The 12,935-nt window shown below is 47.0% G+C and carries 12 protein-coding genes; 11 read left to right on the top strand and 1 reads right to left on the bottom strand.

Annotated features, from left to right (window positions below; genetic code table 11):
- The first annotated feature begins 225 nt into the window (after window positions 1–225).
- From FO447_RS02900 to FO447_RS02950, 11 genes are all read left to right on the top strand, one after another.
- Window positions 226–1,674, top strand: a complete 1,449-nt coding sequence (locus tag FO447_RS02900) for an SLC13 family permease (protein WP_200757564.1) — start codon at window positions 226–228, stop codon at window positions 1,672–1,674.
- A gap of 137 nt (window positions 1,675–1,811) precedes the next feature.
- Window positions 1,812–2,789 carry a 6-phosphofructokinase gene (pfkA, locus tag FO447_RS02905; RefSeq protein WP_117692823.1) on the top strand — a complete coding sequence of 326 codons (978 nt, stop codon included), beginning with the start codon at window positions 1,812–1,814 and terminating at the stop codon, window positions 2,787–2,789.
- A 208-nt stretch (window positions 2,790–2,997) separates the two neighbouring features.
- Window positions 2,998–4,524, top strand: a complete 1,527-nt coding sequence (gene atpD / locus FO447_RS02910; RefSeq protein ID WP_006846855.1) for a F0F1 ATP synthase subunit beta — start codon at window positions 2,998–3,000, stop codon at window positions 4,522–4,524.
- An 18-nt stretch (window positions 4,525–4,542) separates the two neighbouring features.
- On the top strand, window positions 4,543–4,782 hold the full coding sequence (gene atpC / locus FO447_RS02915) for an ATP synthase F1 subunit epsilon (protein WP_118151860.1): 240 nt from the start codon (window positions 4,543–4,545) through the stop codon (window positions 4,780–4,782).
- 54 nt (window positions 4,783–4,836) lie between these two features.
- Entirely contained in the window at window positions 4,837–5,280 is a 444-nt protein-coding gene (locus FO447_RS02920) for a hypothetical protein (protein WP_117692825.1), read from the top strand.
- Between the two features lie 48 nt (window positions 5,281–5,328).
- Window positions 5,329–6,438, top strand: a complete 1,110-nt coding sequence (gene atpB / locus FO447_RS02925) for a F0F1 ATP synthase subunit A (RefSeq protein ID WP_117692827.1) — start codon at window positions 5,329–5,331, stop codon at window positions 6,436–6,438.
- Window positions 6,439–6,538: 100 nt separating this feature from the next.
- Window positions 6,539–6,781: an ATP synthase F0 subunit C gene (gene atpE, locus FO447_RS02930; protein WP_022253225.1), complete on the top strand. Its 243-nt coding sequence runs from the start codon at window positions 6,539–6,541 to the stop codon at window positions 6,779–6,781.
- Window positions 6,782–6,914: 133 nt separating this feature from the next.
- Complete coding sequence (atpF, locus tag FO447_RS02935) at window positions 6,915–7,415, top strand: F0F1 ATP synthase subunit B (protein WP_117692829.1); 501 nt, start codon at window positions 6,915–6,917, stop codon at window positions 7,413–7,415.
- An 8-nt stretch (window positions 7,416–7,423) separates the two neighbouring features.
- Window positions 7,424–7,960, top strand: a complete 537-nt coding sequence (locus FO447_RS02940) for a F0F1 ATP synthase subunit delta (RefSeq protein WP_022121944.1) — start codon at window positions 7,424–7,426, stop codon at window positions 7,958–7,960.
- 182 nt (window positions 7,961–8,142) lie between these two features.
- A complete protein-coding gene (atpA, locus tag FO447_RS02945; protein WP_117692831.1) occupies window positions 8,143–9,729 on the top strand; it encodes a F0F1 ATP synthase subunit alpha in 1,587 nt (528 codons plus the stop codon).
- A gap of 6 nt (window positions 9,730–9,735) precedes the next feature.
- Window positions 9,736–10,710: a F0F1 ATP synthase subunit gamma gene (locus tag FO447_RS02950; RefSeq protein WP_022121946.1), complete on the top strand. Its 975-nt coding sequence runs from the start codon at window positions 9,736–9,738 to the stop codon at window positions 10,708–10,710.
- Window positions 10,711–10,959: 249 nt separating this feature from the next.
- Here FO447_RS02950 and recQ read toward each other — a convergent pair whose 3' ends face one another.
- The gene (recQ, locus tag FO447_RS02955; RefSeq protein ID WP_118066554.1) at window positions 10,960–12,822 is read right to left on the bottom strand and encodes a DNA helicase RecQ; all 1,863 of its coding nucleotides are present in this window, start codon (window positions 12,820–12,822) and stop codon (window positions 10,960–10,962) included.
- Window positions 12,823–12,935 lie beyond the last annotated feature (113 nt).

Raw genomic sequence — 12,935 nt, forward strand, 5'->3', positions numbered from 1 at the left:
CGATATTTCTTCCTGTGATGTTCTTCTCTGTTATCCGTGTTTTCATCTGATTCTATGCTGAAAATGAAGAGGGAAGAAAAATAATGGCGAAAGAAAAAACGGGCGAAATTTTCATTTGTATGAAAATGAGTTAAATTCATTAAAAAAAGACACCGAAATGTTGGCGATAACAAAATAATTGTTACCTTTGCGCTCAAAATGTAATGAATATAATAAAATAATGATATGACACTAGTCATCCTTGCCATACTGATACTGGCATATATTCTCATTGCAACTGAGAATATTACCAAGGTGAACCGTGCTGCCGTAGCCATCTTTGCTGGAACGGTAGGATGGGTTCTCTATATCTGTTTCGGTATGGACTTCGTGACCAGTGAACACTCTTCTGATTATTCACGCTATCTGAATCTCGGAATGTGGAACGAGATAGAATCCACCAGTACAACGGTGAAGTATTTTATTGCCCGTAACATCTTCCTTCCTTATGTGGGCAGAGCAGCAGAAATCGTACTCTTCCTGCTTGCCACTATGACGATAGTTGAAATTCTCAATAACAACGGATGCTTCGATTTCATACGCCAGTTGTTACGTACCCGAAGCGCCAAGAAAATGTTATGGATTCTCGCTGCCGTGACCTTTGTTATCTCGGCAAATCTCGATAATCTTACTACAACAGTGATGATGCTTACGATGATGCATGGGGTAATTCCAAACCGTCGTCAGCGCATGGTGTATGGAGGTGCCATTCTTCTTTCTGCCAACTGTGGCGGAGCTCTTACCGTTATCGGAAATCCGGAAGGACTGGTGATGTGGAATATGGGTGCTGTAACGGCTACTCATTATTTCCTGTCGCTTCTGCTGCCATGTCTTGCAGCCTGGCTCATTCCGTTGTTGATGATGCAGCGCATGCTGCCTGAAAGAGTAGAGACAGAATGGATTGCTATGCCATACCGCGGGGATGATACCCGTCTCAATGTATGGCAGCGCTTGCTGATGCTCTTTGTGGGCATCGGTGGATTGTGGTTTATCCCTACCTTCCATAATATTACGAAATTAAGTCCTTTCCTCGGTGCGCTCTGCGTATTGGGTGTTCTCTGGATTGTGAACGAGATATTCAACCGTAAACTCATGAATATGGATGCGATGGCTGACCGTCGTACTCCTAGAGTGTTCCAATACGGAGTCGTCCAGATGATTCTTTTCGTGATGGGTATCATGCTTGCCATCGGAGTGGTGAAGGAGACCGGTGCTTTTGACGATTTTGCCGCTCTTCTCAACTCTGTCGGTATGGATGATAAGCATCCTGGTGTGTTACTGCATGGTGTCTTGGCAGGTATAGTCAGTACTGTACTTGACAACTTTGCTACAGCCATGAATTTCTTCTCCCTTCATGATCTGGCAAATGTGAATGATCCTTCATTCAGCATGCTTACTGATTATCATTCCAATGGTATCTACTGGCAGATGATTGCATATTGCGTAATGGCTGGTGGTAACGTTCTTGGTATCGGTACAATCAGCGGTCTTGCCCTGATGAAGATGGAACGTATGCACATGGGATGGTATTTCCGCAATATTGGCTGGAAAGCTTTGATGGGTGGCGTCATCGGACTTGCTATCCTTTGGCTCTCCCATATCCTGGTGGCTGGTGCCGCAAACCTAATTATTTAAATCGATAAGCCCAAACAAAGCAAGGGGTATACCCTTGGATACCTACTGTATATGTAGGGGTAATGGATGAAAAACCTCATCCTGAGAGGATAATAAACTAACATTAAAAAAATATATATAATATAAAAGGTATAGTTATGGCAAAGATTAAGACTATTGGAATTTTAACATCTGGAGGAGATGCTCCAGGTATGAATGCTGCTATCCGTGCGGTTACCCGTTCGGCTATCTACAATGGTTTCACTGTGAAAGGTATCTATCGAGGTTACGATGGTCTCATCAATGATGAAATTAAAACCTTTTCTACAGAGAACGTAAGCGGTATCATCGGCACAGGTGGTACGATGCTGAAGACAGCCCGTTCTAAGGAATTCATGACCGAGGAAGGTCGCCAGAAGGCATTTGAAACGATTCAGAAAGAGGAAATAGATGCGCTTGTCGTGATTGGCGGTAACGGCTCACTGACCGGTGCGATGAATTTCGCACGTGAGTTTGATGTATGCTGCATCGGATTGCCAGGAACAATTGATAATGACCTTTATGGTACAGACAATACAATCGGTTATGATACTACGATGAATACCATTGTAGAATGTGTAGACCGCATCCGTGATACTGCGCAGAGCCACGAGCGTATCTTCTTTATCGAGGTGATGGGCCGTGATGCCGGTTTTCTGGCGCAGAACTCAGCTATCGCCAGTGGAGCAGAGGCAGCTATCATTCCAGAGGATTCTACCGACGTAGACCAGTTGGCTCAATTCATGGAGCGTGGTATCCGTAAGTCTAAGAAGAGCTGTATCGTAATCGTGTCAGAGAGTCCTAAGTGCGGTGCTCTTTATTATGCCGACCGTGTGCGTAAGGAGTTCCCTGAGTTTGATGTACGTGTATCTATCCTGGGTCACTTGCAGCGTGGCGGCCGTCCGTCAGCCCGTGACCGTATTCTTGCGAGCCGTACCGGTTGTGGTGCCATTGAGGCTATCATGCAGGGACAGCGCAATGTGATGATTGGTGTACGCAATAACGAGGTGGTATACGTTCCGCTTTCTGAAGCCATCCGCTCAGATAAGCCATTCGACCGTAAACTGATCAAGGTTTTGGACGAGTTGAGTATCTAATTTATAGAGATTGGAGTAAGAAGAGGGGAGTTTGGACTCCTGACTTCTTGCTTTTGCATAGGAAAATGGTTTAAAGGGAACTAAAAATGGTTTAATAAGGTATAAAAGCCGAATAAAACTTTTAATTAATTTGTGGTTTCCATAAATTGTTGTTACTTTTGCAGCCAAGAATAATATAAATATATATAACATTTAAACTAATAAGCTTATGTCACAAATTAATGGACGTATCTCTCAGATTATCGGTCCTGTTATCGACGTTTACTTCGATACAAAGGGCGAGAATCCAGAGAAGGTGCTTCCTAAAATTTATGAAGCTCTGAAGGTAAAACGTCCAGACGGACGCGAGCTTGTCATCGAGGTGCAGCAGCACATCGGTGAGGATACGGTTCGCTGTGTCGCTATGGATAATACTGACGGTTTGCAGCGCGGCTTGGAGGTTATCCCTACAGGTAACCCAATCCAGATGCCAGCCGGAGAGCAGATCAAGGGCCGTATGATGAATGTCATCGGACAGCCTATTGATGGTATGAATGAATTGGACATGAAGGGTGCTTATCCTATCCACCGTGAGGCTCCGAAGTTTGACGAACTTTCTACTCACAAGGAGATGCTTGCTACCGGTATTAAGGTGATTGACCTGCTTGAGCCTTACATGAAGGGTGGTAAGATTGGTCTTTTCGGTGGTGCCGGTGTAGGTAAGACGGTGCTCATCATGGAGTTGATCAACAACATTGCCAAGGGACACAACGGTTACTCTGTATTCGCTGGTGTAGGTGAGCGTACTCGCGAGGGTAACGACTTGATTCGAGACATGCTCGAGTCTGGTGTTATCAAGTATGGCGAGAAGTTCCGTAAAGCGATGGAAGAAGGTAAGTGGGATCTCTCACTTGTCGATCCAGAGGAACTTGCCAAGAGTCAGGCTACCCTGGTATATGGTCAGATGAATGAGCCACCTGGGGCACGTGCTTCTGTAGCTCTCTCTGGTTTGACCGTAGCTGAGGAGTTCCGTGATCACGGAGGTAAGAATGGTGAGGCAGCAGATATCATGTTCTTCATCGATAACATCTTCCGTTTCACCCAGGCTGGTTCTGAGGTATCTGCGCTGTTGGGTCGTATGCCATCAGCCGTAGGTTATCAGCCAACGCTGGCTTCTGAGATGGGTGCCATGCAGGAGCGAATCACTTCTACCAAGAATGGTTCCATCACCTCTGTACAGGCCGTTTATGTGCCTGCCGATGACTTGACCGACCCTGCTCCAGCTACCACCTTTACTCACTTGGATGCTACCACTGAGCTTTCCCGTAAGATTGCATCTCTCGGTATCTATCCTGCCGTAGACCCGCTGGGTTCTACCTCTCGTATCCTCGACCCGCTGATTGTGGGCAAGGCGCACTACGATTGTGCACAGCGAGTAAAGCAGTTGTTGCAGCGTTATAACGAGTTGCAGGATATCATCGCCATCCTCGGTATGGATGAGCTCTCTGATGAGGATAAGTTGACCGTGAACCGTGCACGCCGTGTACAGCGTTTCCTGAGCCAGCCATTCACCGTAGCAGAGCAGTTTACCGGTTTGAAGGGTGTGATGGTTCCTATCGAAGAGACTATCAAGGGCTTCAATGCCATCCTCGACGGTGAGGTAGATGACCTGCCAGAGCAGGCATTCCTCAACGTAGGTACTATCGAGGATGCCAAGGAGAAGGCTAAGCAGTTGCTCGCAGCAGCACAGGCGTAATCTTTAAATCCACGGCTTATGTTACAGCTAAAGATAGTATCTCCTGAGAAAGTAGTCTTCCAGGGTGAGGTAGAGAGCGTACTGGTTCCGGGAACCCTCGGCTCGTTCGAGATTCTCAAGGATCACGCGCCTATCATCTCTTCGCTCGAAGTGGGCAAGGTGGAATACACCACCAGTGAAGGCAAGCAGGTAATGAACATCAAGGGCGGATTCGTGGAATGTAAGAAAAACGAAGTAAGCCTTTGTGTAGAAGTATAATTTAGTTAATAGTTGACAGTTAATAGTTGACAGCTATATTGATAAAATAGAATAATGGAAAAAGACGAAAAGTTGCGCTTGCAGACTATCAGACAGGCGAGCATCAGGTATAAGCAGATTTCTTTGTGGCTTACAGCAGCAGTGGCTCTTGCCGTGCTCTTTGCCTGCAGATTATCTGCTCAATGCGATGATATGATAGCCCAGGTTGTTAACCCGCTGGTAGTGAGTGCGATATTCTCACTCGTTGCAAGTACTGCTTATGGTGAAGCATGGAAGGCTGTTGCAAAGTCATCGCCAGCCAATCTCGCCAAGTTCTACATGGCGGCGCTGGTCATCAAGATGGTAGCCGGTACATTGGTATTTCTCATCTATGTGCTGGTATGCGACAAGCAGAATATTCTAGGCTTTACCGCCATCTTCGCCCTTTTCTATGTCGTACTTCTCGTGTTCGACTGCATCTACTTCGCTCGGGTAGAGAAAAAGAACCGTCTTTCATAAGCGGTTCTGAAACAAATAATTAATAAACAAAAGTAAGAATTAAAGAATATGAAACATCTCAAGCAATTCCTCTTGATGGCGATGCTGCTCTTCACGCTGGCACCTCTGCAGGTATCGGCTAAGGAGAACATCGATGTGAAAGAGATATTGTGGGGTCATATCAAGGATTCTTATGAATGGCATATCACCAAGGTGGGAGATCATCCCGTAGTGATTCATCTGCCAATCATCGTTAACACCACTTCGGGCTGGCACGTGTTCTGCAGCAGCGAATTCTCTGAAGAAAGAGACGCCAACGGCGACCGTCCCGGACCTTATAATCTGGTGATCAAGAACGGTGATGCACAGACGAATCCCAACAAGATAGTAGAGAAGGTAGGTGGCCAGGAGGTTCGTCCTCTCGACATCTCCATCACGAAGACCGTTTGCGTGCTCTTCATCGATGCTATCATCCTGTTGGTTTGTATTCTGATTCCAGCTCGCTGGTGCAAGAAGCACAAGATAGATGATCCGGCACCTAAGGGATTTGTAGGACTGATGCACATGTTCGTCATGTCGGTATATGAGGATGTGATCAAGGCTACGCTCGGTAAGGAGGCGCCAAAGTACGCACCATGGTTGCTTACTTGCTTCTTCTTCATCTTCGTTGCCAACATCATGGGTATCGTACCATTCCCTCCGGGTGGTGGTAACCTGACGGGTAATATCGCCTGCACCGCATTCTTCGGTGTAACGACATTCCTCATCACCAACTTTACCGGTACCAAAGAATACTGGAAGGAAATCTTCTGGCCAGAGGTACCAACCTGGTTGAAGGTCCCTGTGCCACTGATGCCATTCATCGAGCTTTTCGGTATCTTCACGAAACCGTTGGCTCTGATTATCCGACTCTTCGCCAACATGATGGCTGGTCACGCAATTGCTCTTGCCTTTGCAGCTATCATCTTCATTATGTTCAACATCAGTGAAGATGCCATCACCAACTATCTGGCGGGTACGGGTATGACAGTAGTAAGTGTTGCGATGAGTGTCTTCATGATGCTCCTCGAAGTTTTGGTAAGCTACATTCAGGCATTGGTATTCACCATGCTGAGTGCAGTATTCATCTCGCTGGCTCATGTAAAGCCTCATGAGGCAGAGCCAGAGGTAGTGAAGTAGTTTATAGTTTATAATTTATAGTTTATAGCTTATAGATTACGGATCTAATTTCATTCAGATAATAAACAAAGAAAATATTAACAACTTAAATTTTAAGATTATGTTATCACTTTTATTAGCAGCAGATGCTCTTGCAAAGTTAGGTGCCGCAATCGGCGCAAGTTTGGCCGCAATTGGCGCAGGTATTGGTATTGGTCGTATCGGTGGCCAGGCTATGGATGCTATGGCACGCCAGCCAGAGAAGATGGGCGACCTCCGTTCTTCTATGATTATCGCAGCTGCGTTGGTTGAGGGTGTTGCGTTCTTCGCTGTCATCATCGCCATCCTGGCAATCGTTATGTAATCATCTCATCTGTCACTATCATCTGCCCCAAAGGAAACCTCAGGCATCAGCCTGATGTCTTTCCGGGGCATGATAGAGATGATTATAGAGTTAGTTAAAATAAAACGTTTAAGTAAAACTTTAACCAGTATATATGGATTTATTAATTCCTGATAGCGGTTTGCTCTTCTGGATGACGCTGGTCTTCATCATCGTCTTTGTCATCCTTGCCAAGTTTGGCTTCCCAGCCATCATTGGCATGGTGATAGCGCGCAAGGCTTTCATTGATGATAGTCTGAAGAAGGCTCACGAAGCCAACGAGAAGCTTGCCAATATCCAAAAAGAAGGTGAATCCATCTTGCAGGAAGCTCGCGAGAAGCAGGCTGCCCTCCTCAAGGAGGCTGCCGAAACCCGCGATGCCATTGTAGAGAAAGCACAGGATAAAGCACGCGAAGAAGGCGCTCGTCTCCTCTCTGATGCCAAGAAGCAGATTGAGACCGAGAAGCAGAACGCCATTCGTGAAATCCGCGGCCAGGTAGCCGAACTCTCTGTTCAGATTGCAGAGAAGGTGCTCAAGGCTAAGCTCTCTGACGACAAGGCACAGATGGATATGATAAATCGACTGCTGGACGAGGTTTCTTCTGACAACAAATAGTAAAGCTTATGGATATAGGTGTAATATCGGTGCGTTATGCCCGTGCTCTCATCAAGGCTGCACTCGGCATGAAGCTCGAAGATCAGGTCTACCAGGAGATGCAGACGCTCTTTAAGAGCTACATCGACGTGCCTGAACTGAGATTTACGATAGACAACCCTATGCTTTCCAAAGACAAGAAAGAGGCACTTCTCATCACAGCCCTGGGCAAAGAGCCTACGGAACTGAGCAAGAAGTTTATCGCTCTCGTCTTGAAAGAGGATAGGGAGAGCACCCTGCAATTCATGGCTGCTTCGTATATCACTCTTTACAGGAAACAGAAGAACATCATCCGCGGTAAGCTGATCACCGCCACTGCCGTTGACGCCTCTACGGAGGATAAGATGCGCAAGATGGTGGAGCAGAGAACGAAAGGTACTGTGGAGTTCAAGACCGAGGTGAACCCTGAACTGATTGGCGGTTTCATCCTTGAGTATGATACTTACAGAATGGATGCGAGCGTAAAGACTAAGCTCAACAACATTCTGACACAGCTCAAAAAGTAATTTTTTTGAGTAGTTAAGAATTTAAGAAGTTAAAGGAGTTAAGACAACACCTTTATCCTGATAAAACAGGAGGACTTCTTGATAATGAGAGAAAACTGGATATAAGATAAGCTATTGTCTTAACTCCTTTAACTTCTTTCAACTCCTTAACTCCTCATTTAACAATTAAAGTAAATAACAAAATGTCAGATAAAATTAAACCAAGTGAGGTGTCTGAGGTTCTTCAGCAGCAGCTCCAGGAGGTTAATGGCTCTCAGCAGTTTGACGAGGTGGGTACCGTGCTTACCGTCAGCGATGGCGTGGCTCGTATCTATGGTCTGCGCAATGCCGAGGCTAATGAACTTCTTGAGTTTGAGAACGGAACCATGGCTATCGTCATGAACTTGGAGGAAGACAATGTAGGTTGTGTCCTCTTAGGTCCTACAGCTGGCATCAAGGAGGGACAGAGCGTGAAGCGTACACACCGTATCGCTTCTATCCGCGTAAACGACAACTTCCTCGGACGTGTCGTAAACCCTCTGGGTCAGGCTATTGATGGTCTGGGTGACATCGACCTCACCGATTCTTTCGAGATGCCTTTGGATCGCAAGGCACCTGGTGTAATCTATCGTCAGCCAGTAAAGGAACCTCTTCAGACTGGTTTGAAGGCGGTAGACTCTATGATTCCTATCGGTCGTGGACAGCGTGAGTTGATCATCGGTGACCGTCAGACCGGTAAGACTGCCATCGCAGTGGATACCATCATCAACCAGAAGAGTTTCTATGAGGCTGGCAAGCCAGTATATTGTATCTATGTAGCTATCGGTCAGAAAGCATCTACCGTTGCAGCATTGGTACAGAACCTCAAGGAGCATGGCGCCCTGCCATATACCATTATCGTAAGTGCTACCGCTGCCGATCCTGCAGCCATGCAGTATTACGCACCATTTGCCGGTGCAGCTATCGGTGAGTACTTCCGCGACCGCGGTTACTCAGCTCTCGTAGTATACGATGACTTGAGTAAGCAGGCTGTGGCTTACCGTGAGGTATCTCTGATCCTTCGCCGTCCATCTGGACGTGAGGCTTATCCTGGTGATGTCTTCTATCTCCACTCTCGTCTGTTGGAGCGTGCCGCTCGTATCAACGACCAGCAGGAGGTAGCCGAGCAGATGAACGACCTTCCAGAGTGCATGAAGGGTCACGTTAAGGGTGGTGGTTCTTTGACAGCCCTTCCTATCATCGAAACACAGGCTGGTGACGTATCAGCATACATCCCAACCAACGTGATTTCCATCACCGACGGTCAGATCTTCCTTGAGACCGACCTCTTCAACCAGGGCTTCCGTCCAGCTATCAACGTAGGTATCTCCGTATCTCGTGTAGGTGGTTCTGCCCAGATCAAGAGTATGAAAAAGGTGGCTGGTACACTGAAGATTGATATGGCTCAGTATCGTGAGCTGGAAGCCTTCTCTAAGTTCTCTAGCGATATGGATGCCGTAACAGCGATGACTCTGGACCGTGGCCGTAAGAACGACCAGTTGCTGGTTCAGCCTCAGTACCGCCCAATGCCGGTAGGCGAGCAGGTAGCTATTCTCTATTGTGGTGTTCACGGATTGATGCACGACGTGCCAATGGATAAGGTTCGCGACTGTCAGGATCAGTTCCTCGATGCAATGCGCAGCCAGCACGCTGATGTGATTGAGACTTTGGGCGATGGTAAACTCACCGACGATGCCATTAAGGCAGTCGAGGAGACCATGGCTAATGTTGCAGGACAATATAAAGCGTAATAGCCTATGCCGTCATTAAAAGAGATAAAAACTCGCATAGCCAGCGTTAACAGTACCCGTAAGATTACGAGTGCGATGAAGATGGTGGCTTCCAGTAAGTTGCATCATGCTCAGGTAGCTATCCAGAATATGCTGCCTTATGGAAATATGCTGGAACATATCCTCAAGAGTTTCCTGGTAAGTACTCCGAATGTCGACCATCCGTTGCAGTTGGAGCACAAGGAGACCAAGCGTGTAGCTCTTGTGGTATACAGTTCTAACAGCAGCTTGTGTGGTGGATTCAATTCCAACGTTATCAAGATGATGATGCATGCGGTGGACGAGTATAAGGCTCAAGGCATTGACGACATCACGGTATATCCTATCGGACGAAAAGTGGCAGAGAAGGCACAGAAACTGGGTTTGAAGATTGGCGGTAACTTTAATGATCTTGCCGATCATCCTCATGCCAGCGCCTGTGCAGATATCGCCCATTCACTTGCCAAGCAGTATGCTGCTGGTGAGCTCGATAAGGTGGAGATGATTTATCATCACTTTAAGAGTGCCGGTTCACAGATTCTGACCCGCAAGACTTTCTTGCCTATTGACCTCAGCACTGAGGCGATAGGAGTGGACAACGATCGTGACCTTACCTCTAATGTGGCTACGGCAAAGGCTCAGGAATATCTGCGCCAAAAGCAGGCTGAAGCTGACGGACGCCAGAGTTCTGAGGCAAAACCTCTGAATGATGACTTCATTGTAGAGCCAGACTTGGAGACTGTTTTGGGAGTCTTGATTCCTAAGCAGCTTCGTCTGATGATTTATACAGCGTTGCTGGATAGCCAGGCGAGTGAGCATGCTGCCAGAATGGTGGCCATGCAGACCGCTACGGATAATGCCGATGAACTCTTGCGCGAACTTAACTTGCAGTACAACAAGAGTCGTCAACAGGCCATTACTAATGAATTGCTTGATATAGTGGGAGGTAGCGTAAACAACTAAGTTGCGCATCTCTTCAATCTATAAAATTAAATCGGGATGTTTGCAGTTCTGAACTTGCAGACATCCCGATTTTTTTATCTCCCTTAGTTACGAATACTATCTCCCTTAGTTACGAATGCTATCTCCCTTAGTTACGAATGCTATCTCCCTTAGTTATGGGTATTATCTCCCTTAGTTACGAAAATATCTCCGAAGGTTATGAAATTATCTCCGAAGGTTATGAAAATATCTTTTGGAGATATTCTCCTGTTATAGTCCTGTATATTTCCTGATAGCCTTGATGAAGGTATCGCCATATTTATTGAGCTTGAATTCTCCGATACCACTGATCAGGCTCATGGCATTCTTGGTGGTAGGTTTCATTCTTGCGAGTTCATGAAGGCTCTTGTCGCTGAGTACGATATATGGAGGATAACCCTGTTCGTCGGCAAGGTTCTTGCGTATCTTTCTGAGGTGTTCAAAGAGCCCTTTGTCTTCCACGCCTTTCGAGTCTTCCTGGAAGATGACACGTTCGGCATGCACCTCAGGAATGAGATTTCCCGGCTGGGCGATAGCGCCCTTCCTGTTGCGTACCGTTTTCTGTGGGCGGGTGGCTTTATCATCTTCTTCGATATAAGCCAGTGAAACATGATGTTCTCCCTTCAGTACCTTCCAGCCTAAATCGGTAACCTTCATGTAGTTGTGGTTGTTGTAGGCAATCTCGAAGAATCCCATCTGCAGCATCTGCAGCAGATAAGCATTCCAGTCCTTAGATGTTGTATCCCTGCCCACACCGAAGGTTTTCATCTCGTTGTATTTGTTTTTCACAACGGCAGAAGAATGCATGCCTCTCAGAATCTCGATGCAGGTACCTACTGCAATATGCTCACCCGAACGGACCACGGCACTCAGGGCTTTCTGGGCTCTGATGGTGCCGTCGAAGGTGCGTGGAGGATTCTTGCAAACATCACAGTTGCCGCAGTTGCAGGATGATGTCTCGCCAAAATAATTCAGCAGAATGCGTCGTCGGCATACTCTCGATTCGGCATATTCCTCCATGCGGCGCAGTTTCTCCATATTCACATCACGCTGTCCGCTTTCTTCACAGAAAGAACGGAGGGTGATGATGTCGGCCATCGAATAGAACAGCACGGTATCTGATGGTGCTCCATCTCTTCCGGCTCTACCTATTTCCTGATAGAAACTCTCTATGCTTTTAGGCATATTATAGTGGATTACCCAGCGCACATTGCTCTTGTCGATGCCCATTCCGAAAGCGATGGTAGCACATACCACCTGAATCTGGTCCATCTTGAACCGCTCCTGTACTGATGCTCTGGTCTGGGCAGTCATTCCGGCGTGATAGGCTGCGGCATTGATCCCCAAATCGATAAGTTCCTGAGCTACCATTTCGGTGTTCTTGCGGGAGAGACAGTAGATGATGCCTGCTTCTTCCGGATGATTACTGATGAAGCGGGTGATGTATTGGAGCTTTGCCTTTTTGGTGCTCTCCTGTCTTACGGTGAGGGAGAGGTTGGGGCGGTCGAAACTGCTTACGAACGTCTGCCCATTGAGATGAAGCTGGCGTATGATATCTTCGCGTGTTATCTTGTCGGCTGTGGCTGTGAGCGCCATCACCGGGACATTGCGGAAATTCTCGTGCAGCATACCGAGTTGCGAATACTCCGGACGGAAATCGTGTCCCCACTGACTGATGCAGTGGGCCTCGTCAACGGCAAAGAGCGAAATCTTGATGTTGCTGAATAAATAAGGTATCTCGCTGATGAGTTTTTCGGGCGAAACATAAAGGAGTTTCAGTTCTCCCTTCTCGCATCGGCGGCGGATGATGAGTTCATCGGTCGTGTCGTTTCCGCTGTTCAGTGCCTCTGCCGGGATACCGTTTGCCTTGAGTGCCTCCACCTGGTCGTGCATCAGACTGATGAGCGGTGAAATGACCACAGCGGTACCTTCCATTGCTAATGCGGGAACCTGGTAGCACAGACTCTTTCCACCACCAGTCGGCATGAGAACCAGACAGTCGTGTCCCTGCATTACCTCTCTGATAATCGCCTCCTGGTTGGGGCGGAAGGAATCGTATCCAAAATAGCTTTTTAATATCTCGTTTATCTGCATGATTGCCGTTTTATGTTTTCTGCCTTTACCGGCATGTTTTTGTTTTGTTTTTCATGCAAAGGTAATGAATAATCTGCATAAATAAAAGTTTTCTCCAAGAAAAAGTGCATATT

The sequence above is a fragment of the Segatella copri genome (assembly GCF_015074785.1).
Lineage (GTDB): Bacteria > Bacteroidota > Bacteroidia > Bacteroidales > Bacteroidaceae > Prevotella.

Excerpts from the sequence above, each read along its gene's own strand:
- atpC (WP_118151860.1), top strand. The coding sequence starts at position 4,543 with ATGTTACAGCTAAAGATAGTATCTCCTGAGAAAGTAGTCTTCCAGGGT.
- recQ (WP_118066554.1), bottom strand. The coding sequence starts at position 12,822 with ATGCAGATAAACGAGATATTAAAAAGCTATTTTGGATACGATTCCTTC.
- pfkA (WP_117692823.1), top strand. The coding sequence starts at position 1,812 with ATGGCAAAGATTAAGACTATTGGAATTTTAACATCTGGAGGAGATGCT.
- atpA (WP_117692831.1), top strand. The coding sequence starts at position 8,143 with ATGTCAGATAAAATTAAACCAAGTGAGGTGTCTGAGGTTCTTCAGCAG.
- atpE (WP_022253225.1), top strand. The coding sequence starts at position 6,539 with ATGTTATCACTTTTATTAGCAGCAGATGCTCTTGCAAAGTTAGGTGCC.
- FO447_RS02940 (WP_022121944.1), top strand. The coding sequence starts at position 7,424 with ATGGATATAGGTGTAATATCGGTGCGTTATGCCCGTGCTCTCATCAAG.
- FO447_RS02950 (WP_022121946.1), top strand. The coding sequence starts at position 9,736 with ATGCCGTCATTAAAAGAGATAAAAACTCGCATAGCCAGCGTTAACAGT.
- FO447_RS02920 (WP_117692825.1), top strand. The coding sequence starts at position 4,837 with ATGGAAAAAGACGAAAAGTTGCGCTTGCAGACTATCAGACAGGCGAGC.
- FO447_RS02900 (WP_200757564.1), top strand. The coding sequence starts at position 226 with ATGACACTAGTCATCCTTGCCATACTGATACTGGCATATATTCTCATT.
- atpF (WP_117692829.1), top strand. The coding sequence starts at position 6,915 with ATGGATTTATTAATTCCTGATAGCGGTTTGCTCTTCTGGATGACGCTG.
- atpB (WP_117692827.1), top strand. The coding sequence starts at position 5,329 with ATGAAACATCTCAAGCAATTCCTCTTGATGGCGATGCTGCTCTTCACG.
- atpD (WP_006846855.1), top strand. The coding sequence starts at position 2,998 with ATGTCACAAATTAATGGACGTATCTCTCAGATTATCGGTCCTGTTATC.